The 21495-nt window shown below is 56.5% G+C and carries 27 protein-coding genes and 1 tRNA gene; 20 read left to right on the forward strand and 8 right to left on the reverse strand.

All coding sequences use genetic code 11. From position 1 onward, the window contains the following. Nucleotides 1-543: 543 nt before the first annotated feature. Entirely contained in the window at nucleotides 544-1500 is a 957-nt protein-coding gene (locus tag ABH909_RS13870) for a tyrosine-type recombinase/integrase (RefSeq protein ID WP_429433905.1), read from the reverse strand. A gap of 51 nt (nucleotides 1501-1551) precedes the next feature. Between ABH909_RS13870 and ABH909_RS13875 the strand changes: the two genes are divergently transcribed. The 4 genes from ABH909_RS13875 to ABH909_RS13890 all read left to right on the forward strand — a co-directional run bounded on the left by ABH909_RS13875 (nucleotide 1552) and on the right by ABH909_RS13890 (nucleotide 3590). Continuing rightward, nucleotides 1552-1622 (forward strand) — tRNA-Val (locus ABH909_RS13875). Nucleotides 1623-1798: 176 nt separating this feature from the next. After that, the gene (locus tag ABH909_RS13880; RefSeq protein WP_429433908.1) at nucleotides 1799-2266 is read left to right on the forward strand and encodes an anti-virulence regulator CigR family protein; all 468 of its coding nucleotides are present in this window, start codon (nucleotides 1799-1801) and stop codon (nucleotides 2264-2266) included. Nucleotides 2267-2444: 178 nt separating this feature from the next. Further along, nucleotides 2445-2921: a hypothetical protein gene (locus tag ABH909_RS13885; protein ID WP_429433910.1), complete on the forward strand. Its 477-nt coding sequence runs from the start codon at nucleotides 2445-2447 to the stop codon at nucleotides 2919-2921. Between the two features lie 213 nt (nucleotides 2922-3134). Further along, a complete protein-coding gene (locus ABH909_RS13890) occupies nucleotides 3135-3590 on the forward strand; it encodes a DUF2214 family protein (protein WP_429433913.1) in 456 nt (151 codons plus the stop codon). Between the two features lie 192 nt (nucleotides 3591-3782). Here ABH909_RS13890 and csrA read toward each other — a convergent pair whose 3' ends face one another. After that, the gene (csrA, locus tag ABH909_RS13895; protein ID WP_007905913.1) at nucleotides 3783-3977 is read right to left on the reverse strand and encodes a carbon storage regulator CsrA; all 195 of its coding nucleotides are present in this window, start codon (nucleotides 3975-3977) and stop codon (nucleotides 3783-3785) included. 248 nt (nucleotides 3978-4225) lie between these two features. On the opposite strand from csrA, the gene ABH909_RS13900 reads away from it, so the two are divergent. Beyond that, the gene (locus tag ABH909_RS13900; RefSeq protein WP_429433916.1) at nucleotides 4226-4591 is read left to right on the forward strand and encodes an SPOR domain-containing protein; all 366 of its coding nucleotides are present in this window, start codon (nucleotides 4226-4228) and stop codon (nucleotides 4589-4591) included. A 74-nt stretch (nucleotides 4592-4665) separates the two neighbouring features. Here the strand turns inward: ABH909_RS13900 and ABH909_RS13905 are convergent, their stop codons facing one another. From ABH909_RS13905 to ABH909_RS13915, 3 genes are all read right to left on the reverse strand, one after another. Beyond that, nucleotides 4666-5355 carry an endonuclease gene (locus ABH909_RS13905; RefSeq protein WP_429433919.1) on the reverse strand — a complete coding sequence of 230 codons (690 nt, stop codon included), beginning with the start codon at nucleotides 5353-5355 and terminating at the stop codon, nucleotides 4666-4668. Nucleotides 5356-5359: 4 nt separating this feature from the next. Then, nucleotides 5360-5650, reverse strand: a complete 291-nt coding sequence (locus tag ABH909_RS13910; RefSeq protein ID WP_429433920.1) for a DUF1654 domain-containing protein — start codon at nucleotides 5648-5650, stop codon at nucleotides 5360-5362. Between the two features lie 162 nt (nucleotides 5651-5812). Then, a complete protein-coding gene (locus tag ABH909_RS13915; RefSeq protein WP_429433923.1) occupies nucleotides 5813-6901 on the reverse strand; it encodes an asparaginase in 1089 nt (362 codons plus the stop codon). Between the two features lie 328 nt (nucleotides 6902-7229). Between ABH909_RS13915 and ABH909_RS13920 the strand changes: the two genes are divergently transcribed. From ABH909_RS13920 to ABH909_RS13955, 8 genes are all read left to right on the forward strand, one after another. Next, complete coding sequence (locus ABH909_RS13920; protein ID WP_429439889.1) at nucleotides 7230-7682, forward strand: hypothetical protein; 453 nt, start codon at nucleotides 7230-7232, stop codon at nucleotides 7680-7682. A gap of 178 nt (nucleotides 7683-7860) precedes the next feature. Further along, nucleotides 7861-8817: a sugar ABC transporter substrate-binding protein gene (locus ABH909_RS13925; RefSeq protein WP_429433926.1), complete on the forward strand. Its 957-nt coding sequence runs from the start codon at nucleotides 7861-7863 to the stop codon at nucleotides 8815-8817. A gap of 55 nt (nucleotides 8818-8872) precedes the next feature. Beyond that, nucleotides 8873-10426, forward strand: coding sequence for a sugar ABC transporter ATP-binding protein (locus tag ABH909_RS13930; RefSeq protein WP_429433928.1), 1554 nt, complete (start codon nucleotides 8873-8875; stop codon nucleotides 10424-10426). Beyond that, nucleotides 10423-11400 (forward strand): ABC transporter permease, encoded by a 978-nt coding sequence (locus ABH909_RS13935; protein WP_429433931.1) that lies wholly within the window; start codon nucleotides 10423-10425, stop codon nucleotides 11398-11400. The genes ABH909_RS13930 and ABH909_RS13935 overlap by 4 nt, the downstream gene beginning before the upstream one ends. Nucleotides 11401-11403: 3 nt before the next feature. Next, nucleotides 11404-12423 (forward strand): LacI family DNA-binding transcriptional regulator, encoded by a 1020-nt coding sequence (locus tag ABH909_RS13940; RefSeq protein WP_429433934.1) that lies wholly within the window; start codon nucleotides 11404-11406, stop codon nucleotides 12421-12423. A gap of 38 nt (nucleotides 12424-12461) precedes the next feature. Further along, nucleotides 12462-13379 carry a ribokinase gene (rbsK, locus tag ABH909_RS13945; protein ID WP_429433937.1) on the forward strand — a complete coding sequence of 306 codons (918 nt, stop codon included), beginning with the start codon at nucleotides 12462-12464 and terminating at the stop codon, nucleotides 13377-13379. After that, the gene (gene rbsD, locus ABH909_RS13950; RefSeq protein ID WP_429433940.1) at nucleotides 13376-13780 is read left to right on the forward strand and encodes a D-ribose pyranase; all 405 of its coding nucleotides are present in this window, start codon (nucleotides 13376-13378) and stop codon (nucleotides 13778-13780) included. The genes rbsK and rbsD overlap by 4 nt, the downstream gene beginning before the upstream one ends. A gap of 33 nt (nucleotides 13781-13813) precedes the next feature. Next, nucleotides 13814-14842 carry a nucleoside hydrolase gene (locus ABH909_RS13955; protein WP_429433943.1) on the forward strand — a complete coding sequence of 343 codons (1029 nt, stop codon included), beginning with the start codon at nucleotides 13814-13816 and terminating at the stop codon, nucleotides 14840-14842. 38 nt (nucleotides 14843-14880) lie between these two features. Here the strand turns inward: ABH909_RS13955 and ABH909_RS13960 are convergent, their stop codons facing one another. Then, nucleotides 14881-15087: a hypothetical protein gene (locus ABH909_RS13960; protein WP_429433945.1), complete on the reverse strand. Its 207-nt coding sequence runs from the start codon at nucleotides 15085-15087 to the stop codon at nucleotides 14881-14883. A gap of 131 nt (nucleotides 15088-15218) precedes the next feature. Here ABH909_RS13960 and ABH909_RS13965 point away from each other — a divergent pair, with 131 nt between their 5' ends. Together ABH909_RS13965 and ABH909_RS13970 are read left to right on the forward strand one after the other, a co-directional pair. Next, nucleotides 15219-15524, forward strand: a complete 306-nt coding sequence (locus tag ABH909_RS13965; RefSeq protein WP_429433948.1) for a hypothetical protein — start codon at nucleotides 15219-15221, stop codon at nucleotides 15522-15524. A 157-nt stretch (nucleotides 15525-15681) separates the two neighbouring features. Continuing rightward, a complete protein-coding gene (locus ABH909_RS13970) occupies nucleotides 15682-15999 on the forward strand; it encodes an I78 family peptidase inhibitor (RefSeq protein WP_095631479.1) in 318 nt (105 codons plus the stop codon). A 72-nt stretch (nucleotides 16000-16071) separates the two neighbouring features. On the opposite strand, the gene ABH909_RS13975 is transcribed toward ABH909_RS13970, so the two are convergent. Beyond that, on the reverse strand, nucleotides 16072-16284 hold the full coding sequence (locus ABH909_RS13975; RefSeq protein WP_003179963.1) for a cold-shock protein: 213 nt from the start codon (nucleotides 16282-16284) through the stop codon (nucleotides 16072-16074). Nucleotides 16285-16574: 290 nt separating this feature from the next. Then, nucleotides 16575-16877, reverse strand: a complete 303-nt coding sequence (locus ABH909_RS13980) for a hypothetical protein (RefSeq protein ID WP_123498778.1) — start codon at nucleotides 16875-16877, stop codon at nucleotides 16575-16577. Nucleotides 16878-17251: 374 nt separating this feature from the next. Between ABH909_RS13980 and thrS the strand changes: the two genes are divergently transcribed. The 5 genes from thrS (at nucleotide 17252) to pheS (ending at nucleotide 21491) form a co-directional block, all read left to right on the forward strand. Beyond that, nucleotides 17252-19174: a threonine--tRNA ligase gene (gene thrS / locus ABH909_RS13985; protein WP_429433951.1), complete on the forward strand. Its 1923-nt coding sequence runs from the start codon at nucleotides 17252-17254 to the stop codon at nucleotides 19172-19174. Then, nucleotides 19174-19725 carry a translation initiation factor IF-3 gene (gene infC, locus ABH909_RS13990; RefSeq protein WP_429439892.1) on the forward strand — a complete coding sequence of 184 codons (552 nt, stop codon included), beginning with the start codon at nucleotides 19174-19176 and terminating at the stop codon, nucleotides 19723-19725. Before thrS ends, infC begins: the two co-directional genes overlap by 1 nt. A gap of 60 nt (nucleotides 19726-19785) precedes the next feature. Continuing rightward, nucleotides 19786-19980 (forward strand): 50S ribosomal protein L35, encoded by a 195-nt coding sequence (gene rpmI / locus ABH909_RS13995; protein ID WP_002553160.1) that lies wholly within the window; start codon nucleotides 19786-19788, stop codon nucleotides 19978-19980. A gap of 28 nt (nucleotides 19981-20008) precedes the next feature. Next, nucleotides 20009-20365: a 50S ribosomal protein L20 gene (gene rplT / locus ABH909_RS14000; RefSeq protein ID WP_007905879.1), complete on the forward strand. Its 357-nt coding sequence runs from the start codon at nucleotides 20009-20011 to the stop codon at nucleotides 20363-20365. Between the two features lie 109 nt (nucleotides 20366-20474). Continuing rightward, nucleotides 20475-21491, forward strand: a complete 1017-nt coding sequence (gene pheS / locus ABH909_RS14005) for a phenylalanine--tRNA ligase subunit alpha (RefSeq protein ID WP_429433953.1) — start codon at nucleotides 20475-20477, stop codon at nucleotides 21489-21491. Nucleotides 21492-21495 lie beyond the last annotated feature (4 nt).

Raw genomic sequence — 21495 nt, forward strand, 5'->3', positions numbered from 1 at the left:
CGGCAGTATTCTTTCTACGAAGTAGTATTGAATTCAGCTATTTGATGTCGGCGACCTCGTGGTTGTTTTTGCTTGCTTTTGCAATGTTCATGGCATTTCTCATGGTTTGCATTGACCGTCGGTGGTGGTCAGCCAATTTGCAGACGCAACAACACCGATCATCTGGCACTGTATGGGTGCGGGACGTATTCGGTATGTTTGGTTGAAGTGGCGAATTCTACACGCCCCCCCGTTTCTTGTCAACCAGCTAGTTGACGCGACGTGAACTTGTTGATCTAGAAAGTTGCTCTTGCACCATTTGGCTCAGTCTATTCTTCGCCCTTTTCAGTTCGAATCTTTATGAAACCGATTTTCGGTGCGGAATACGCCCTTTGCTTAGCCCAGACGGTCAGTTCACCTCGTAAACACTGGGTGGAATGGAAGTGGGTGATTGGAGCATGACGAATTCAGTGCAGGTTATGCTTGGGTTTACCGTTGGTTTCTGACGAGTTTTCGAGGCCGCCAACCCTTCAGTTAATCGAGGCTGGCAGCCCATCCGGTTGGTCAATCAATAAGGTGCAGCACATCTCTGACGTTCAAGTGAGAGTAACGCGCTACGGATCGAGTATCTCTGTGTCCTGAGACGATCATGATCTGGGCGTTGTTGAATCCTTTCTTCGCCACATTGGTGATTCTGGTGTGCCTGAGCTGGTGCAGTCGGACGCTGCTATCAAGTCCGGCCTTTACGCGTGCAAGACGCACGGCCTGAGATACTGCGTGTGGAGTGACAGTGAAGAGCAGGTTGTTGGGGTGGCGCTCCACAGTGGCCCATAGCTGGGCGAGTTCAAGAATCTCTATAGCACGGTGGGTGAGGGGAACGGATCGTGTGCCGTTCTTTCCGTCAATCACATCAGCAATACGGTCCTTGAGGTGTAGGCAGTCTTTGGTTAGCTTTAGGATTTCAGATCGCCGCATGGCAGTCTCATATGCCAGCTCAACAATGAGCTTCATGGTGGGAGACAGTTTGGCCAGCAACAGCTCAAGCTCACTCGCACGGATCACCTTGTCAGAAGACCGATCAAGCTTTGGCAGTGCGATATCGCTGACTGGGTTGTGGATGTCGATCAGCAATCCGCGTTTAGCGAATCTGTAGAACCGCGACATGAAGGCGAGCTGCGTCCTACACGTCGAAGGCTTTACCTTCTTCAATCGCATGATCTTGAAGTCGTTGATCATCTGCGGGGTGATTTCGTGAATGGGCTGCGTGAAGTGCTTGCCCAGATGCTCCACGATCTTCATTGCGTGGTCGTAGCTGCCTTTACCTTTGAGCATCGTTTCGCAGTACGTCATGCCCAGCGTGTAAATGGTGTGGTGCTTGCGATCCATCGTCACAGCTTCGACCTGGCTCGCCCATGACTCTGCTTCAGCTTTGGTGCTGAAGGTTTTCGACTGTGGAGATTTACCCTTTACCCGTACCTGTGCGTTCCAGTTGCCGGACGGAAGTAAGCGGAAATTGGCCATTTTTGACGCCTCATAATGTGAATGGGCGTTCTGTGAAACCCTTGAGCACCAAGGCTTGCAGCTTGCTCAAGCAGACCTTGACATGGTGGGGGTCGTTGGTTCGAGTCCAATCGCGCCTACCAAACAAAATCCGCTCTGCTGGGCGGTCTAGAGGGGCTCACCGAAAGGTGGGCCCTTTTTTGTTCTCTGCGATTTAACTTGAGCCCATGGCCCACCCCCAGCGAACATAGTTTCTGAACTAACACAGCCATAACCGTCTATACATTGCAGGGGCCATCCCCTTTCTGAGAGAACGGATATGTTTAGATCTCGCTCGTTGATTGCCGCTATGACGTGTCTTGCCTTGGCGTCCGGTTCAATGACTGCATTGGCCGACCCGGGAAACGGGAAGGGCCAGGGAAGCGGCAAGGGAAATCCACAAAACAGCCAGGACCATGGCAATGCCAGTCATGGAAACAAAGGCAAAGGTTCAGGGGGTGACGATTGGAGTCACGGCCCGAGCATCAACCATGGAAGCGTCCTCGGCGTCCTGGGTGGTTATCGCGACTACTGGAGCCCCGGGCCTGCCTTGCCCCCCGGCATTCAGAAAAACCTCGCCCGCGGAAAACCGCTACCGCCGGGGATCGCCAAAAAACTCGATGGCCGATTACTCGGCAGACTTCCGCATTACGATGGCTACGAGTGGCGCCAGGCTGGCACTGACTTGATATTGGTGGCGATCGCTACTGGGATCATCTACGAGGTACTCAATGGCGCATTCGATTGATATGAAGCTGACCCATTCAATCGCGTCCCCGCACCATAACGACCTGTAAATCACGGGAAGCAATGTGCATTTTTTTCGATAATTGCACATTGCCTGCCCGCTGGTCGTCGGTTGTTGAACTGTGTGCCACCGAAACAGTCAATTACTCCGTGCAATATCAACCACACGGAATCTCCCCATGTTATTAAAAAACAAGAGTTTTGCAGCCGTCATGTCATGCGTGATGATGCTCGCAGCCGCCCCATTATTGCCTGCTGACCTGTCCATCATGAGTTCCGCCTATGCGAAGGGTGGTGGTGGTGGTGGTGGTAACGGCGGCGGCAATGGTGGTGGTAATGGTGGTGGCAATGGCGGCGGTAACGGCGGTGGCCACGGTAGTTCCGGCCATTCCGGCGGTGTCAGCAATGGCCACGGTAATGGTTTGAGCAGTGATCACGCAGGCAAAGCTGTTCGCGACCGTGGCCTCAGTGGTAACCACTACGGTAACGATCGTAATGGTGATAGCGGCCATGGTTCGGTGACTTCGGGTATTGCGAATTCCCGGGATACGCGGGGAGTAACGAAGGCTTCTGCCATTTCGGCCTCTACACCCGGTGATCACAATGCGAAAGGATTGAGCAACGCTCGCACTTCGACCTCAAAAAGAACGGATTAAATCCAAAGTTCTCAAAAAGCCGGGTATCCATCAGGAGCCCGGCTTTTTTGTGCGTGCGATTTGCCAATTGAGCCTGGCGTTGAAACCCCGGCCCTTGATCGCCCCGGCGGTGGTGATGTACGGGTAATCAGCAAAACCAGGTGCGTGGGCAAATCCCCTCGAATGGACTACTACTGTAGGGCTGTTTCAACTTCGTCTGTAAGGAGTATGCCGATGCTGGTTCACTGGTTTCTGGCGGCGATTCACCTCTTGGCCTTTGCGCTAGGTTTCTGGGCGGTACTGACTCGCGGTACGGCGTTACGTCGCTTGATTGCCGGGATGGGGGAGGCGCGCAGTGTTTTGGTTGCGGATAATCTGTGGGGGATCTCTGCAGTCACTCTCTTGGTCACGGGAGGGATGCGAGCTTTTGGTGGGTATGAAAAAGGCACTGATTACTACCTTCACCAACCGCTGTTCCACCTCAAGATGACCCTCTTTGTCCTTATTCTGCTGCTTGAAATTGCCCCGATGGTGGCGCTGATCAAATGGCGGATTGCGCTGGGGCGTGGGGCGGCGATCGATACCCGGCGCGCAACGCTGTTTGCCCGTATCAGTCATATCGAAGCGCTGTTGCTGGTGCTGATGGTTGTGGCCGCCACGGGCATGGCGCGAGGGGTCGCGTTTAGCTAGCCGGGGACGAGAAAGCCCTTTCTCGCAGCAGATCCGAAACGTCTGACAGTCAGGCGTGAGGCGAGGGCGCTAGTATCGGCTCCACGGTGCAAAGGCATAGCAAAAAGGCTGGGCGGAGAACGATGCGGTGCTTGAATCTTTAGCCAGCCGTTGTTCGAGGCTGAATAGGCTGGCTACTGACCACAGCAGGATTCAGGGGGTTTGTGGCTTGTCTGGAGCGGTCAGGCCAGCCTGAATACGTTGATAGATTTCTTCGCGATGCACCGCAACGTCTTTCGGGGCGTTGATGCCAATCCTGACTTGCTGGCCGCTAACGCCCAGAATGGTGATCGTTATGTTGTCACCGATGTTTATGCTTTCACCGACTTTGCGGGTGAGTATCAGCATGGTTTTCTCCTTGATTGCTTGTAGGGCACCTGATTCGGACAGTGCAGAGGTCGGTATATTTATAGATTAGTGCGAAGTCTCGCGGTTTGGGTGCCTCTTTCTGACGCGCAGATGCTGCATTAATTCCCAAGGCGTAACTATACAGAGGCCGCACCCATCATTCTCGTTGTTTTGCGCCCATTTTGCGGCACTCGAGTCGGATCCATGAGTGTTAAAATCGTCGCTTTCAGCATTCAGAGGGAAGCGTTGTGCGCAAAGTGGCCTTGGTAATCGCAGTATTGATGTTGGTCGGGTGCGATAAGGCTAAGGAGGCTGGCACTCAAAAGCCGCAACCGGCAGTCGCCTTCGCGCCCGCAGCGACAACCGGTCCACAATGGGACGTCGAGGTGCGCGGCGAAACTCCTCAGGCGGTCAGTGACCTGAGCGGCTGGTTGATTGAGCATAGCTTCGTTTCCAGCGTCATCAGGGAGAATGGAAAGGTTCGTATCCTGATAGGGCCGTTTAATTCCAAAGCCGAGGCACAAGCCAAGCAAGCTGAGGTGACGGCAGCGCTCACCCGGGCAAAGAAAAGGAATATCGAGGCGTTGGTGGTCGAACATCCGACGGCTCAATAAACAGAAAACGGCGGTTGGAAACGAACAAAGGCCTGAGGTGTGATGCCCCAGGCCTTTGTGTTTTCAGCGGCCGGTCAGCCGCAGGTTTTCATGTCCACCGGGCCGACAAACTCGTTGCCGCGCCCCATCACGCACGCAACGCTCTGATTGCGTTGACGTTCCCAGGCCTGAACCGGATAGGTCTTGTTCCAGGCTTCATACAGTTGCCGATCCTGTTTTGACAGGCGCAAGCCGTATTGCTTACTCATGTAGAAATAAGTCCGGGCGATCATGCCGCGAATGGAAGGGCGAGGCATGACCTTCTTCGCCTTGAAGTCGACCTGCGTCAGGCACGAACCGTATTGACCGGTTTGCACTGGCAACCAGCCGAAACTGAAGTTGCTGCGATCGCCATTCACCTCGCCGATGCTCGGCACCAGATTGTGCAGATCGGCCTCGGCTTTCTGATAGGTCGGGTCGTAGCGTGTGCAGTTCTTGCGACCGCCTTGTTGCCAGCATTCGCGCTGATGGCCGATCTGCCAGGCCGGGACAATGTGCTCCCACTCGATGCGCGAGGCGCGTTTGGCATTTTTGCGCGGCACATAACCGCAGGCCGCGAGGTCTATGCGGTTGCCAGTGTATTTGCAGCCACAATAAAACTCGGTGGATTGCGGAGCGTACAACTTCCACGCGACTTTCTTGGCTTCGTTAAAGGTGCGAGGGGCGCCAGCCTGGGCGCCAAGGGTGATACACAGAAGCAGTAAAGCAAACCAGCGGACACTCATTGACTCAGTCTTCCTTCGGCACAACCCAGAAAATCTGCACACCGCCATCGTCGCGATGGGCAAGGGTGACGTTGTCGTTCTCGTCGATTTCTTCGAGCAAGCGTTCCCACTCATCCACCGGTTCATCGGGGAGACGGAAGATCAGTGCTGCTTTGGCTTTCTGAGCGGTGGGGGAATTGATGATTTTCTGAACCCGCATACCCAGGCGTTCATAGGTATCAGGAGGGAGAGAGGTAGTGGCCACGGAATTATCCTTATTAAGCTGTACGGGCATACAGTATTTAACTGTAGGCATTTTCGCAACTGCTTAAAATTCAAGAAAATCCTCTGACAGTAGTTTTTTCCGTTTGGTGTAGGACGATGGGAAATTTTTTATCGGAATAGGTCATGAACCACTCGCCAAGGCTGGCGAGTGGTGACCGCCTTGCCCGACCAGGACAGGTCGGGCGAGGGTGGATCAGTATTCCCAGAACATCCGTTGCAGTTCTTTGCTGTCATTGGTCTTGGCCAATGCGACCATGGCCAGGATGCGGGCTTTTTGCGGATTCAGGTCATGCGCCACAACCCAGTCGTACTTGTCGTCGGGCTGTTCGGCGTTACGCAGCACGAAACCACCGGCATTGACGTGAGAGGAACGAATGATTTGTACGCCGTCCTTGCGCAGGGCTTGCAGGGCGGGAACTACGCGGGACGAGACCGAGCCATTGCCAGTGCCGGCGTGGATGATGGCTTTGGCGCCCGATTGAGCCAAGGCTTTGTAGGCGGTGTCGCTGACGTTGCCATAGGAGTAGGCAATTTCGACGTCAGGCAGGCTCTTGATGGTTTTGATGTCGAATTCCGAATCCATCGTGTGGCGCTTGGCCGGCAAGCGGAACCAGTAGGATTTGCCTTCGACCACCATACCCAATGGCCCCCAGGCACTTTTGAATGCCTCGGTCTTGATATTGATCATTTTGCTGACGTCGCGACCCGACTGGATTTCATCGTTCATGGTCACCAGTACGCCTTTGCCGCGTGCGTCTTTGCTGCTGGCCACAGCGACGGCGTTGTACAGGTTCAGCATGCCGTCGGCCGACATCGCGGTGCCTGGGCGCATGGAGCCGACGACGATGATCGGCTTGTCGGTTTTTTCCACCAGGTTGAGGAAGTAAGCAGTCTCTTCCAGCGTGTCGGTGCCGTGGGTGATGACAATACCATCGACGTCACTGCTGTCGGCCAGCTCAGCCACCCGGCGACCCAGTTGCAGCAGGTTATCGTTGGTGATGCTTTCGGAAGCAATCTGCATCACCTGTTCGCCGCGAACGTTGGCCAATTGGCTCAGTTCCGGAACCCCTGCGATCAACTGTTCGATACCGACTTTCGCCGCTTGATAGGTGGCGCTGTTGGCGGCGCTGGCACCCGCGCCCGCGATGGTGCCGCCGGTGGCGAGGATCACCACGTTCGCCAGTTTCTGTTTTGTTTCGGCTTCTTTTGCCTGAAGGGCGGTCGGAAGCAGAAGCAGGAGGGCCAAAGCGCCCGGAATAAAAGTGTTGAAGACAGATTTCATTATTGTTTTCTCTAGTAGTGAGACAGCCAAATTCATCTAGAAGCGCCCCAGGCAAATCTGAACGCCGGGGGTGTAGAGGAAGAGCAGGATCTGTACCAGCCTGACATTCAACAACGCGATCTTTTAAACCCATGATTTTTATATAAATTATTGAAACATTCGGAAAAGTGTTCGCGCTCGCTCGTCCGGGTTCCCGAACATGGATAACTTTTGCGTTCGGCTCTCCGACTCCCATTTAGAAAGTCGCCTTGCAAAATCGACAATCAGTGCTAAAGAAACTGGCGCGCAGGTCGATGCTCTTTTAAAGGGATCTTTTCCAGGAGTTCACATGTCGTTTGCTGTCGGTTTTCCAAATGCAGGTGCCATCACTATCGCGAGCAAGTCTGCGGCGACCATCAATGCCTTGAGTGAGGCGACATCCGACGCCTCGGCTCAAGCGCTGGGTGAAGAGGCGGGTAGTGAGAATCAAGTCAGAACCGGTGGCGGTACGCAGACTCCGGGCGAAACCAAATCCGGAAAAAGCAGCAATCAAAGTATTGCGGTGCAGGTATTGCTCAAACGCATGCAGGAACTTCAGCAGCAATTGCGTGAACAGCAGCAGCAACTGGCAGCTACTCAGGCAGCGAATTATCCGACTCCGGAAGCCAAGGCCACCGCTGTCATGTCGATTCAGGGGCAAATTGCCGATACCAGTGCTGCGCTTGCGCAAGTGACGGGCAATCTGGTGAAAGAGCTGGCCAAGGGTTCCAGCAGCGGCAATCTGGTCAGCACCACGGCGTGATGTAAAAGACCAGCCGAGACACAAAACGGGTCGTTGACAAAACTCCATAGTCTTCGCATAGTTCTGTCTACGCAAACGTTTGCGCGGTTGTCTCAGGGCTTGATCCAGTGAAGTCAGGATTCCAGGGAGAGTCCAGCGCAAGCGTTGCTCAGAATAATCATAAGATCGGAGTGCACCCATGAAGCTGCCATTTGCTGGACGTCTTCTCGCTGTCGCCATGCTGGCTGCCGCGTCCGCTGCGTTGCCCGTCTCTTCGGCTTTCGCCGAAACCCCTGCAAAACCTAAAGTCGCATTGGTCATGAAATCCCTGGCCAATGAATTCTTCCTGACCATGGAAGATGGCGCCAAGGCTTACCAGAAAGATCACTCCGGCGACTTCGAGCTGATCTCCAATGGCATCAAGGACGAAACGGACACGGCCGGCCAGACGCGCATCGTCGAGCAAATGATTTTGTCCAAGGTCAATGCATTGGTCATCGCTCCGGCAGACTCCAAGGCTATGGTCCCGGTTATCAAGAAAGCGGTCGATGCCGGCATCACTGTGATCAACATCGATAACCAGCTGGACCCGGCCGTGGTCAGAAGCAAAAACATCACCGTTCCATTCGTAGGCCCGGATAACCGCAAAGGCGCGCGTCTGGTGGGTGAGTACCTGGCCAAACAACTGAAGGCGGGTGACGAAGTCGGCATCATTGAAGGCGTTTCCACCACCACCAACGCCCAGCAGCGTACGGCGGGCTTCAAGGATGCGATGGAAGCGGCGCAGATCAAAGTCGTGTCCCTGCAATCCGGTGATTGGGAAATCGACAAGGGCGGTAAAGTTGCCTCGTCGATGCTCAGCGAATACCCGAACATCAAGGCTCTGTTGGCCGGCAACGACAGCATGGCCGTCGGCGCAGTATCTGCCGTGCGCGCGGCGGGCAAGGCCGGCAAGGTGCAAGTGGTCGGTTACGACAATATCAACGCCATCAAGCCAATGCTCAAGGATGGCCGCGTCCTGGCCACCGCCGACCAGTTTGCTGCCCGGCAAGCGGTGTTCGGCATCGAGACGGCGCTGAACATCATCAGCGGCAAGAAAGTCGATAGCGGCGTCAACGGCGTCATCGAAACTCCGGTAGAGCTGATTACCAAGTAGTCCTTCTGGCAACACAACGGTGCTCGCCTCTTGGGCGAGCACATGGAGCGTTTTTATGTCCGTTTGCGCCCCGAGCGCTGTCCTTTCGGTCAGCGGGATCGGTAAGACCTATGCTCAACCTGTCCTCACCGGCATCGACCTGACGCTGATGCGCGGTGAAGTGCTGGCGCTGACCGGCGAGAATGGCGCCGGTAAAAGCACCTTGTCGAAGATCATTGGCGGGCTGGTCACACCGACTGCCGGCCAGATGCAATTCCAGGGGCAGGATTACCGTCCCGGCAGCCGGAGCCAGGCCGAAGAGCTGGGCATCCGCATGGTCATGCAAGAACTCAATCTGTTGCCGACATTGTCGGTGGCGGAAAACCTGTTTCTCGACAACCTGCCCAGCCACGGTGGCTGGATCAGCCGCAAGCAATTGCGCAAGGCGGCGATCGAGGCCATGGCCCAGGTCGGACTGGACGCCATCGATCCGGATACGTTGGTTGGTGAGCTGGGTATTGGTCATCAGCAAATGGTCGAGATCGCTCGCAACCTGATCGGCGATTGCCACGTGCTGATTCTCGATGAGCCGACAGCCATGCTCACGGCCCGTGAAGTCGAAATGCTGTTCGAGCAGATCACGCGCCTGCAGGCTCGTGGCGTGTCGATCATCTACATTTCCCACCGCCTTGAAGAACTGGCACGGGTGGCCCAGCGCATCGCGGTATTGCGCGACGGCAACCTGGTCTGCGTCGAGCCGATGGCCAATTACAACAGCGAGCAACTGGTCACCCTGATGGTCGGCCGTGAATTGGGCGAGCACATCGACATGGGGCCGCGCAATATTGGCGCGCCGGCCTTGACGGTCAAAGGGCTGACCCGTTCCGATAAGGTTCGAGACGTGTCCTTCGAAGTGCGCGCCGGTGAGATTTTCGGGATTTCCGGTTTGATCGGGGCAGGGCGCACCGAGTTGTTGCGCTTGATCTTCGGCGCCGATACAGCTGACAGCGGCACCGTCGCGCTGGGGGCGGCGGCTCAGGTGGTGAATATTCGTTCGCCAGCCGACGCGGTCGGTCATGGCATCGCGCTGATCACCGAAGATCGCAAGGGTGAAGGCCTGCTGCTCACGCAATCGATCAGTGCCAACATCGCCTTGGGCAATATGCCGGTGATTTCCAGCGGTGGCTTCGTCAACAACGGTGACGAGATTTCTCTGGCCCAGCGTCAGATCAACGCCATGCGCATTCGCAGTTCCAGCCCGACGCAATTGGTTTCGGAATTATCCGGCGGCAATCAGCAGAAAGTCGTGATCGGCCGCTGGCTCGAGCGCGACTGCACGGTGATGCTGTTCGACGAGCCGACCCGTGGTATCGACGTCGGCGCCAAGTTCGATATCTATGCATTACTCGGCGAGTTGACCCGTCAGGGCAAGGCGCTGGTGGTGGTATCCAGCGATTTACGTGAACTGATGCTGATCTGCGATCGCATCGGTGTGTTGTCGGCAGGGCGTCTGATCGACACCTTCGAGCGGGACAGCTGGACCCAGGATGATTTGCTTGCCGCCGCATTCGCCGGCTACCAAAAACGTGATGCGCTGCTCAACGAAGCAGCGCCTAGGGACCTTCCATGAATACTGCATCTTTGGCCGGCAAACGTAGTGGCAATTTTTACGGCCTCGGTACTTATCTGGGCCTGGCCGGTGCCTTGCTGGCAATGATCGCGCTGTTCTCGGTCTTGAGCAGCCATTTCCTGTCCTATGACACCTTCAGCACCCTGGCCAACCAGATTCCCGATTTGATGGTGTTGGCAGTCGGCATGACCTTCGTATTGATCATCGGCGGTATCGACTTGTCGGTGGGGTCGGTGCTTGCGCTCGCGGCTTCGGCGGTCAGCGTGGCGATTCTCGGTTGGGGCTGGAGCGTCTTGCCCGCGGCCTTGGTCGGCATGGCGGTAGCGGCATTGGCCGGGACCATCACCGGCTCGATCACCGTGGCCTGGCGGATTCCATCGTTCATCGTGTCCCTCGGCGTGCTGGAGATGGCGCGAGGCCTGGCGTATCAAATGACCGGTTCGCGCACTGCCTACATCGGTGATGCCTTCGCCTGGCTGTCCAACCCGATCGCGTTTGGCATCTCGCCGTCATTCATCATCGCCTTGCTGATTATCTTCATCGCCCAGGCCGTGCTGACGCGTACCGTTTTCGGTCGTTACCTGATCGGCATCGGCACCAACGAAGAAGCCGTGCGTCTTGCCGGGATCAATCCGAAGCCCTACAAGATCATGGTCTTCAGCCTGATGGGGCTGCTGGCCGGGATCGCTGCGTTGTTTCAGATTTCGCGCCTGGAAGCGGCGGACCCGAACGCCGGCTCCGGTCTGGAGCTGCAGGTGATCGCCGCGGTCGTGATCGGCGGCACCAGCCTGATGGGCGGACGCGGTTCGGTCATCAGTACATTCTTTGGCGTCCTGATCATCTCGGTACTGGCGGCCGGTCTGGCGCAGATCGGCGCGACCGAACCCACCAAGCGCATCATCACCGGTGCGGTTATCGTGGTGGCGGTGGTGCTCGATACTTATCGCAGTCAGCGCGCAAGCCGGCGGACCTGAGTCATGGCAACAATCAAGGATGTAGCGGCACTCGCGGGCATTTCCTACACCACGGTTTCCCACGTGGTGAACAAGACGCGGCCGGTCAGTGAAGAAGTGCGGCTCAAGGTCGAGGCGGCGATCAAAAGCCTCGACTATGTGCCCAGCGCCGTGGCCCGGTCGTTGAAAGCGAAAACTACCGCGACCATCGGCCTGCTGGTGCCCAACAGCCTCAACCCGTACTTCGCCGAGTTGGCCCGTGGCATCGAGGATCACTGCGAGCGCAACGGCTATTGCGTCATCCTCTGCAACTCCGACGACAACCCGGACAAGCAACGCAGCTACCTTCGCGTGTTGCTGGAAAAACGCATTGACGGCCTGATCGTAGCGTCGGCCGGAGGGGATAGCGGTCTGGCCGAAGGTCTGGCGGGTGTGCGTACGCCGATGGTGATCGTCGACCGAGGGCTCGAAGGTCTCGATGCCGATCTGGTACGCATCGATCATGAATACGGTGCCTACCTGGCGACCCGGCACCTGCTGGATCTGGGGCATCGGGACATCGCCACGATTGGCGGGCCGGCGAGCACCAGCGTGGCGCAGATGCGTCTGGCCGGTTATTGCCGCGCCTTGAAAGAGGCAGGCGTCGAAGTGCCGCGCGAGCGCATGCTGGAGAGCGACTTCACCAGCACCGGTGGTTACAACGCCGCCGCGATCCTGCTGGAAAACAACCCGCCCAGCGCGATCTTCGCCGGTAACGACATGATTGGCATCGGTGTGTTGCGCGCCGCTGCCGAGCGCAATATTCGTGTGCCCACCGAGTTGTCGGTGATCGGCTTCGACGATATTCAGATGAGCCGTTACGTCTATCCGGCGCTGACCACCGTTGGTCAATCGATCCTGCAGCTTGGCGAGATGGCGGCCGAAGTGCTGTTGCGCAGGATTGCCACGCCGGATCTGGCAACCGATCAGCGCATCGTGACGCCCAGTATTGTCCTGCGTGAATCGACTGCGCCGCTGGCCAGTACATTCTCCCAATACCGCTGAAAAAGCACCGCAGAAACAGAATTGACGAGTAGTGATGTATGCCAGCAAAAGTAGTGGTAATAGGCAGCCTGAACATGGACCTGGTAACCCGGGCGCCACGGCTGCCCCGTGGTGGTGAAACGCTGATTGGAAAATCGTTTGCCACGGTTTTCGGTGGCAAGGGCGCGAACCAGGCCGTGGCCGCGGCGCGGCTGGGGGCGCAGGTGTCGATGGTCGGTTGTGTCGGCAACGACGCCTATGGCGAAGCGCTGCGCGGGGCGTTGTTGGCCGAGCAGATCGATTGCCAGGCAGTCAGCACGGTCGAAGATTCCAGTGGCGTGGCGTTAATCGTGGTCGATGACAACAGTCAGAACGCGATCGTGATTGTTGCCGGTGCCAACGGTGCGCTCACGCCCGAAGTGATCGACCGTTTCGACGCGGTATTACAAGCGGCGGATGTCATCATCTGTCAGCTGGAAGTACCGGATGCCACAGTCGGCCATGCTCTGAAGCGGGGTCGTGAGCTGGGTAAAACCGTGATTCTTAATCCGGCGCCGGCCAGTCGCCCGCTGCCAGCGGATTGGTATGCGGCCATCGATTATCTGATCCCCAACGAAAGCGAAGCTTGGGCCCTGAGCGGTTTGCCAGTGGATTCCCTGAGCACTGCCGAAACCGCCGCCACCCGCTTGATCGCCATGGGCGCCGGCAAAGTGATCATCACCCTGGGTTCTCAAGGATCACTGTTCGCCGATGGCCAACGCTTCGAGCATTTCCCGGCAGCGAAAGTGAAGGCGGTCGATACCACCGCAGCCGGCGACACGTTCGTCGGTGGTTTCGCTGCGGCGTTGGCGGCCGGCAAAAGCGAGGCCGATGCGATCCGTTTCGGCCAGGTCGCCGCTGCGCTGTCGGTCACCCGGGCTGGCGCGCAACCTTCGATTCCCACCTTGTCCGACGTACAGGCTTTTAACGCACCATGAAAAAGACCCCTTTACTCAATGTTGCGCTGTCACGGCTGATCGCCTCTCTGGGTCATGGCGATACGGTGGTGATCGGCGATGCCGGCCTGCCGGTTCCGCCCGGCGTCGAATTGATCGACCTGGCTTTGACCCACGGGATTCCGGATTTCGTCAGTACCTTGAAGGTCGTGCTCAGCGAAATGCAGGTCGAAAGCCATGTGCTGGCCCATGAAATTCTGGACAAGAAACCGTCGGCCTTGAGCGCGCTGGATGAGTTGAATGCCGACGGTGCGCTGGGGCGGCGCGAGCTGCTCAGTCATGACCAATTCAAAGTGCTCAGCCGACAAGCACGGGCGATTATCCGTACAGGCGAATGTCAGCCGTACTGCAACATCGTTCTGGTGGCTGGAGTAACGTTCTAACGACCCGTTCTTCCCACGCGCAAGGAGTGCGCTATGTACCGCTATGCTCAGAAATTGCATCATCTGCTTCGGAGTCTGCTGCTTTTGTCCCTGATTACCGCAACGAGCGCCCAAGCGGCGGAAACGATCGACTTGATCATCGACACCGATCCAGGTGCCGATGATGTGGTCGCCTTGCTGTTTGCCCTGGCATCGCCGGAAGAGCTGAATATTCGTGCGCTGACCACCGTTGCCGGTAATGTGCGTCTGGACAAGACTTCACGTAATGCGCGTCTGGCCCGCGAGTGGGCAGGGCGCGAGGAGGTACCCGTTTACGCGGGCGCGCCGAAACCCATGATGCGCACGCCGATCTATGCCGAGAACATCCACGGCAAGGAAGGCTTGTCGGGTGTCACGGTGCACGAGCCGAAGAAAGGCCTGGCCGAAGGCAATGCAGTCAACTATCTGATTGATACCCTGAAGGCCGCCAAACCCCACAGCATCACCATCGCCATGCTCGGTCCACAGACCAACCTGGCGCTGGCGCTGATCCAGGAGCCGGAAATCGTGCAGGGCATCAAGGAAGTGGTGATCATGGGCGGTGCGCATTTCAATGGCGGCAACATTACCCCGGTGGCCGAATTCAACCTGTTCGCCGACCCGCATGCTGCGCAAGTGGTGCTCAAAAGTGGCGTCAAGCTGACCTACCTGCCGCTGGACGTGACCCACAAGATCCTGACCAGTGAAGCACGCCTGAAGCAGATCGCCGCCCTGAACAACAATGCCAGCAAGCTGGTGGGCAATATCCTCAACGAATACGTCAAAGGCGACATGGAGCATTACGGCATTCCGGGTGGCCCGGTGCATGACGCCACGGTCATCGCTTACTTGCTCAAGCCAGAGCTGTTCACGGGGCGTTCGGTCAACGTCGTGGTTGATAGCCGCGAAGGGCCGACCTTCGGCCAGACCATTGTCGACTGGTATGACGGGCTGAAGGCTCCGAAAAATGCCTTCTGGGTTGAAAGCGGCGACGCTCAGGGCTTCTTCGACCTGTTGACCCAGCGTCTGGCTCGCCTGAAGTAAGTCATAGGCCCGCAGGTGTCAGCCTGCGGTTTTTTGCGCTACTCGGTCTCTATTGCGCCCTTATAGTCGGCGGGGTACTTCTCGAGCACCTGTTTGATGAATGTCTGTGCGGCTTGTGTTCCCAGTTCCTTGACCAGCAAATCGATACCAATGATTGCCAGCTCTTCCGGGCTACCCGGGCTGTAAGAACTGTGGCCCTGTGGCCACTTGGCTTTGATGTCGGCGTCGATGCTTACGGTGGTCATGATGGCGCTCGTGAAGTCGGAAAGGCTGAGTATCGAGTTAACCATTTTGCGCGGCGTTTGGCACTGCGACTTAGGCATGAGGGGAGGGCTATGCGACACTTGGTCTTTGACGAATTTTCAAGGACCGTGCTGTGCAGATCGATTTGAACACTCCCCGCGGCTTGACCCTCGAAGCGGTGCGTCAGTTGCTGGCCTCTGCCAGCGACGATGTACACACTCAGTTGCGGGTCACCAAGGGCGGCATCGCCTACATTTCATCGGGTATTGTGGGTGGCACGGACATCGACGGGTTGCTGTTTCGCCTGGAAACCTGGGCCAAGGGTTCCGGTTATGTCGGATTGGTCGCGGCCAGCGACGAGGTCTGGGTGATGCAGATTTTCAATGCGCTCAAGGAGAACTGGCCGAAGCCGCCTTTCGACTACATCGACGTCTATTGAGCGCTGTTCATATTCAGTCACGATTGAGGGATAAACGGCGTGCCGATGCTCAGGCACACTCGCCGCTATCGAGGGCGACGCGATAGCCCGCCTTGAAACCAAACGCCAAAATGGCGGTCGCACGATCTCAGCTTAATTATTGAAAAAAGGAGGCTTCATGCCTTGGAAGCTCGCGTCATTGGGTACTTTGTTGGCCGCCACCTTGCTGGCCGGTTGCAGCAGTACGTCCACCGAGTCGGCAAAGGATCCCGTGGCGACCGATACCGGCCACAGCCGTTGTGAAGCAAAAGCTGCCGAATTCACCATTGGCAAAAAGGCTTCGCCCCAATTGCTGGAGCAGGCACGTACCCGCGCTGGCGCGCAGAATGCCCGGTTCCTCAAGCCCAATGATATGGTGACCCTGGAGTACCGCTCCGATCGCCTGAACCTGAACACCGACAACAACCTGGTGGTCACCCGCGTCAACTGCGGCTGATTGCTTCAGGCTTTTGCTTCGGCCATAAAAAACCCCGTCACATGGACGGGGTTTTTTTAGTGCGCCAGAAAATTACTCTGGGCGGACTTGTGCAGCTTGCATACCCTTTTGGCCTTTCTCAGCCACGAAGGAAACGGTCTGGCCTTCTTTCAGGCTTTTGAAACCGTCGCTTTCGATAGCTTTGAAGTGTACGAACAGGTCGTCACCGCCACCTTGAGGAGTGATGAAGCCGAAGCCTTTTTCATCGTTGAACCATTTAACGGTGCCGGTTTGGCGATTAGACATGGTGTATCTCCAAGAAACATATATTTTCAGTAGTACTGTGCTGCTCAGGCCAACTGGGCACACCGGAGTATCATAGTCGAAATGTTCGCTTTGGGAGCCCCCCGGCTGTGCTGTTTGCCCTGCAGTCGTGTTTTCTTTGTTGCTTTGTATGGCTGAAAGCCCCGGTTTAAAAGGCTTTCAGTCGAAAGTAAAGACAATAAAAAAAGCTGAAAAACCTTCATAAATCGTACGGAAAAGCTGAAATCCATCCTTTTTTATCAGCGTTTGGTCGCGTCAAAAGGATTTTTTTCTCACTTTTTCGCCGGGGCATTGGCCTTGCATTTGGCTATCTGACCCAGCGCCTTCTGTTGCAAATCCGGGCTGGCCTTGTTGTCCATCAGGGCCTGAATGTCGCTGGCCGGGTACGATTTGATTGCATCGGCGCCACAGGCGCAATGTGACTTGGCTGCTGCAGCGCCGATCTGCGGAGTGGCCGCCTGAGTGCACTGAGCCATGTATTTCTCGCGCTCGCCCTTTGGCCAATCGGCATGGGCAGCCAGCGGCAGCAACAGAACGACGGGTGCGACGATGGCGAATAAACGATTCAGACGCATGCTGGGATGCTCCTTTTGGGTCAATGTCTTGTTATCTGAGGGGTAAAGCGGCGTTCAAGTTCAGCACTCTGGCATAAAAATGCCTGATTTGCCCCCGCAGAAAACCTTGCCGCCGCGATGACCGTTCATCTGTGCTAGCATGCCTCGCTTGGGCGTTTGCAAGCTCCGGATGACCTTCAGTCCCGGCAGCGGCAGCGGCTCGAATAACCCTGATTTGAATCCCAGTCACTCTGGTTCGGTTTTCCGGTTGGCCGCAAGGCTCCTGCCGCTGTAAGGCAGGCGTTCGTCATTGAATGGCCTGGATCGGATCTTGTACTGGCTCATCCCAACCCACGTGACCTTTGGTAGGGGTCACCACTAGGAGAGGAGGCGCCATGCCAACTATTACTCTTCCCGACGGCAGTCAACGTTCATTCGATCACCCGGTTTCCATAGCCGAGGTCGCCGCATCCATCGGTGCCGGTCTGGCCAAGGCCACCGTGGCCGGCAAGGTCAATGGCAAGCTGGCCGACGCCAGCGACATCATCGACAGCGATTCTTCGCTGCAAATCATTACGCCAAAGGATGAAGAGGGGCTGGAGATCATTCGCCACTCTTGTGCCCACCTGGTGGGTCATGCGGTCAAGCAGCTGTACCCGACTGCGAAGATGGTCATCGGTCCGGTCATCGACGAAGGCTTCTATTACGACATCGCCTTCGAGCGTCCTTTCACGCCGGACGACCTGGCTGCGATCGAACAGCGCATGCAGCAGTTGATCGAAAAAGATTACGACGTGATCAAAAAAGTCACTCCGCGCGCCGAAGTGATCGAAGTGTTCAAGGCCCGCAGCGAAGACTACAAGCTGCGTCTGGTCGAAGACATGCCGAACGAGCAGGCCATGGGCCTGTACTATCACGAAGAATACGTCGACATGTGCCGCGGTCCGCACGTGCCGAACACGCGCTTCCTGAAATCCTTCAAGCTGACCAAGCTGTCCGGCGCCTACTGGCGTGGCGATGCCAAGAACGAGCAATTGCAGCGCGTCTACGGCACCGCATGGGCGGACAAGAAGCAGTTGGCGGCTTACATCCAGCGCATCGAAGAAGCTGAAAAGCGCGATCACCGCAAGATCGGCAAGCGTCTGGGCCTGTTCCACACCCAGGAAGAGTCGCCGGGCATGGTGTTCTGGCACCCGAACGGCTGGACTTTGTACCAGGTGCTCGAGCAGTACATGCGCAAGGTTCAGCGCGACAACGGTTACCTGGAGATCAAGACTCCACAAGTCGTTGATCGCAGCCTGTGGGAGAAATCCGGGCACTGGGCCAACTACGCCGACAACATGTTTACCACTCAGTCGGAAAACCGCGACTACGCCATCAAGCCGATGAACTGCCCGTGCCACGTGCAGGTGTTCAATCAGGGCCTGAAAAGCTACCGCGAGCTGCCGATGCGTCTGGCCGAGTTCGGTGCCTGCCACCGTAACGAGCCGTCGGGTGCACTGCACGGCATCATGCGCGTTCGCGCCTTCACTCAGGACGATGCTCACATCTTCTGCACTGAAGAGCAGATGCAGGCCGAATCCGCTGCGTTCATCAAGCTGACCATGGACGTCTATGCCGACTTCGGTTTCAAAGACGTCGAGATGAAGCTGTCCACTCGTCCGGAAAAACGCGTCGGTTCCGACGAGCTGTGGGATCGCGCCGAAGCTGCACTGGCTGCCGCCCTTGATAGCGCTGGCTTGCCGTACGATCTACAGCCGGGCGAGGGGGCGTTCTACGGGCCGAAGATCGAGTTCTCGCTGAAAGATTGCCTCGGTCGCGTCTGGCAATGTGGTACCCTTCAGCTCGATTTTAACCTGCCTGTCCGTCTGGGAGCCGAATACGTCTCCGAAGACAACAGTCGCAAGCACCCGGTTATGTTGCACCGGGCGATCCTGGGTTCGTTCGAACGTTTCGTCGGAATCCTGATCGAGCACTACGAGGGTGCATTCCCCGCGTGGCTGGCTCCGACCCAGGCAGTGATCATGAATATCACTGATAAACAGGCTGATTTTGCCGCTGAGGTTGAAAAAACCCTCAATGAAAGCGGATTTCGTGCCAAGTCTGACTTGAGAAATGAAAAGATCGGCTTTAAAATCCGCGAGCATACTTTGCTCAAGGTTCCCTATCTCTTGGTTATCGGAGATCGGGAAGTCGAGATGCAGACTGTCGCTGTGCGTACTCGTGAAGGTGCTGACCTGGGCTCGATGCCCGTCGCCCAGTTCGCTGAGTTTCTCGCGCAAGCGGTTTCCCGGCGTGGTCGCCCAGATTCGGAGTAATTATTATTAAGCGTGAAATGAGACAAGATAAACGAGCTGCACCGAAAGCCCCGATCAACGAGAATATCTCGGCACGCGAGGTTCGGTTAATTGGAGCTGAAGGTGAACAGCTTGGGATTGTGTCAATTGAAGACGCGCTTCTTAAGGCTGAAGAGGCCAAACTGGATTTGGTGGAAATTTCCGCCGATGCAGTACCCCCTGTTTGCAAACTGATGGACTACGGCAAATCGATCTTCGAGAAGAAGAAGCAGATTGCCGCGGCCAAGAAAAACCAGAAGCAGATTCAGGTTAAAGAAATCAAGTTTCGTCCAGGGACGGAGGAAGGGGATTACCAGGTAAAACTGCGCAACCTGGTACGTTTCCTGAGTGATGGGGACAGGGCCAAGGTATCCTTGCGATTCCGCGGCCGTGAGATGGCCCACCAGGAGCTGGGGATGGAACTCCTCAAGCGAGTTGAGAGTGACTTGCTCGAGTACGGTTCGGTCGAACAGCATCCTAAGATGGAAGGACGCCAGCTGATCATGGTCATCGCCCCGAAAAAGAAGAAGTAATCAATAGGGCACGGCAGGCCTTCTGATTATGTTTATCAACTGAATGCGGAGTATCCGAACATGCCAAAAATGAAAACTAAAAGTGGTGCTGCTAAGCGGTTTTTGAAAACTGCTAACGGTATCAAGCACAAGCACGCTTTCAAGAGCCACATCCTGACTAAAATGTCGACCAAGCGTAAGCGTCAACTGCGCGGTAGCAGCTTGCTGCATCCGTCTGACGTGGCAAAAGTCGAGCGCATGCTGCGCCTTCGTTAATTTTAGTCAAGAATAGAGGAAGTAACTCATGGCTCGTGTAAAGCGTGGCGTCATTGCCCGTAAACGTCACAAAAAAATTCTGAAACTTGCTAAAGGCTACTACGGCGCTCGCTCGCGCGTATTCCGTGTTGCCAAGCAAGCGGTAATCAAGGCAGGCCAATACGCCTACCGTGACCGTCGTCAGAAAAAACGTCAGTTCCGCGCTCTGTGGATCGCTCGTATCAACGCTGGTGCACGTATCAACGGTCTGTCCTACAGCCGTTTCATCGCCGGCCTGAAAAAAGCGTCCATCGAGATCGACCGTAAGGTTCTGGCTGATCTGGCAGTGAACGAAAAAGCGGCGTTTGCTGCGATTGTCGAGAAAGCTAAAGCCACCTTGGCTTAAGTACCCCCGACAGTCACCCGGCCCCACCTCTGTGGGGTCAGGTGTTAAACGTCATAAATAGGGGAAGAGCCTTCAAGCTCTTCCCCTATTTTGTATCTGGAGTCTGTACATGGAAAACCTGGATGCGCTCGTCTCTCAAGCACTAGAGGCTGTGCAAAGCGCTGAAGATATCAATGCCCTGGAGCAAATCCGGGTTCACTACCTTGGCAAAAAGGGTGAATTGACTCAGGTGATGAAGACCCTGGGGAATTTGCCGGCAGAAGAGCGCCCGCAAGTCGGCGCGCTGATCAACGTTGCCAAGGAGCGTGTCACAGAGGTTCTCAATACGCGCAGGGCGCTGTTTGAAGAGGCCGACCTGGCCGCCAAACTGTCTGCCGAGTCCATTGATGTAACCCTGCCTGGCCGCGGTCAGACCTCTGGTGGTCTGCATCCGGTTACTCGCACTCTGGAACGTATCGAACAGTTCTTCACCCACATCGGCTACGGCATTGCCGAAGGCCCTGAGGTCGAAGACGATTACCATAACTTTGAAGCGCTCAACATCCCAGGCCATCACCCGGCCCGGTCGATGCATGACACCTTCTATTTCAATGCCAACATGTTGCTGCGCACCCATACCTCGCCGGTACAGGTCCGCACCATGGAATCGAAACAGCCGCCGATCCGCATCGTCTGCCCAGGCCGTGTGTACCGTAGCGACTCCGATATCACTCACTCCCCGATGTTCCACCAGGTCGAAGGCCTGCTGGTCGACCGCGATATCAACTTCGCCGACCTGAAAGGCACCATCGAAGAGTTCCTGCGCGTGTTCTTCGAAAAAGAACTGGCCGTGCGTTTCCGTCCTTCGTACTTCCCGTTCACCGAGCCATCCGCCGAAGTCGATATGGAATGCGTGATGTGCAGCGGTAAAGGCTGCCGCGTCTGCAAGCAGACTGGCTGGCTGGAAGTCATGGGCTGCGGCATGGTTCACCCGAACGTGCTGCGCATGTCCGGGATCGACCCGGAAGAGTTTTCGGGCTTTGCCTTCGGCATGGGCGTTGAACGTCTGGCCATGCTGCGTTACGGCGTGAACGACTTGCGTCTGTTCTTCGACAACGACTTGCGGTTCCTCGCGCAATTTCGCTAGTCGT

Origin of the sequence: Pseudomonas sp. BS3782 TE3695 (genome assembly GCF_050435305.1) — a bacterium.
In the GTDB taxonomy this organism is placed as follows: domain Bacteria; phylum Pseudomonadota; class Gammaproteobacteria; order Pseudomonadales; family Pseudomonadaceae; genus Aquipseudomonas.

Excerpts from the sequence above, each read along its gene's own strand:
- thrS (WP_429433951.1), top strand. The coding sequence starts at position 17,252 with ATGCCAACTATTACTCTTCCCGACGGCAGTCAACGTTCATTCGATCAC.
- ABH909_RS13925 (WP_429433926.1), top strand. The coding sequence starts at position 7,861 with ATGAAGCTGCCATTTGCTGGACGTCTTCTCGCTGTCGCCATGCTGGCT.
- ABH909_RS13910 (WP_429433920.1), bottom strand. The coding sequence starts at position 5,650 with ATGCCTACAGTTAAATACTGTATGCCCGTACAGCTTAATAAGGATAAT.
- ABH909_RS13955 (WP_429433943.1), top strand. The coding sequence starts at position 13,814 with ATGTACCGCTATGCTCAGAAATTGCATCATCTGCTTCGGAGTCTGCTG.
- rplT (WP_007905879.1), top strand. The coding sequence starts at position 20,009 with ATGGCTCGTGTAAAGCGTGGCGTCATTGCCCGTAAACGTCACAAAAAA.
- ABH909_RS13890 (WP_429433913.1), top strand. The coding sequence starts at position 3,135 with ATGCTGGTTCACTGGTTTCTGGCGGCGATTCACCTCTTGGCCTTTGCG.
- ABH909_RS13970 (WP_095631479.1), top strand. The coding sequence starts at position 15,682 with ATGCCTTGGAAGCTCGCGTCATTGGGTACTTTGTTGGCCGCCACCTTG.
- ABH909_RS13930 (WP_429433928.1), top strand. The coding sequence starts at position 8,873 with ATGTCCGTTTGCGCCCCGAGCGCTGTCCTTTCGGTCAGCGGGATCGGT.
- ABH909_RS13915 (WP_429433923.1), bottom strand. The coding sequence starts at position 6,901 with ATGAAATCTGTCTTCAACACTTTTATTCCGGGCGCTTTGGCCCTCCTG.
- ABH909_RS13975 (WP_003179963.1), bottom strand. The coding sequence starts at position 16,284 with ATGTCTAATCGCCAAACCGGCACCGTTAAATGGTTCAACGATGAAAAA.
- csrA (WP_007905913.1), bottom strand. The coding sequence starts at position 3,977 with ATGCTGATACTCACCCGCAAAGTCGGTGAAAGCATAAACATCGGTGAC.
- ABH909_RS13920 (WP_429439889.1), top strand. The coding sequence starts at position 7,230 with ATGTCGTTTGCTGTCGGTTTTCCAAATGCAGGTGCCATCACTATCGCG.
- ABH909_RS13870 (WP_429433905.1), bottom strand. The coding sequence starts at position 1,500 with ATGGCCAATTTCCGCTTACTTCCGTCCGGCAACTGGAACGCACAGGTA.
- rbsD (WP_429433940.1), top strand. The coding sequence starts at position 13,376 with ATGAAAAAGACCCCTTTACTCAATGTTGCGCTGTCACGGCTGATCGCC.
- ABH909_RS13980 (WP_123498778.1), bottom strand. The coding sequence starts at position 16,877 with ATGCGTCTGAATCGTTTATTCGCCATCGTCGCACCCGTCGTTCTGTTG.
- ABH909_RS13905 (WP_429433919.1), bottom strand. The coding sequence starts at position 5,355 with ATGAGTGTCCGCTGGTTTGCTTTACTGCTTCTGTGTATCACCCTTGGC.
- rpmI (WP_002553160.1), top strand. The coding sequence starts at position 19,786 with ATGCCAAAAATGAAAACTAAAAGTGGTGCTGCTAAGCGGTTTTTGAAA.
- ABH909_RS13880 (WP_429433908.1), top strand. The coding sequence starts at position 1,799 with ATGTTTAGATCTCGCTCGTTGATTGCCGCTATGACGTGTCTTGCCTTG.
- ABH909_RS13885 (WP_429433910.1), top strand. The coding sequence starts at position 2,445 with ATGTTATTAAAAAACAAGAGTTTTGCAGCCGTCATGTCATGCGTGATG.
- ABH909_RS13940 (WP_429433934.1), top strand. The coding sequence starts at position 11,404 with ATGGCAACAATCAAGGATGTAGCGGCACTCGCGGGCATTTCCTACACC.
- ABH909_RS13960 (WP_429433945.1), bottom strand. The coding sequence starts at position 15,087 with ATGACCACCGTAAGCATCGACGCCGACATCAAAGCCAAGTGGCCACAG.
- rbsK (WP_429433937.1), top strand. The coding sequence starts at position 12,462 with ATGCCAGCAAAAGTAGTGGTAATAGGCAGCCTGAACATGGACCTGGTA.
- ABH909_RS13935 (WP_429433931.1), top strand. The coding sequence starts at position 10,423 with ATGAATACTGCATCTTTGGCCGGCAAACGTAGTGGCAATTTTTACGGC.
- pheS (WP_429433953.1), top strand. The coding sequence starts at position 20,475 with ATGGAAAACCTGGATGCGCTCGTCTCTCAAGCACTAGAGGCTGTGCAA.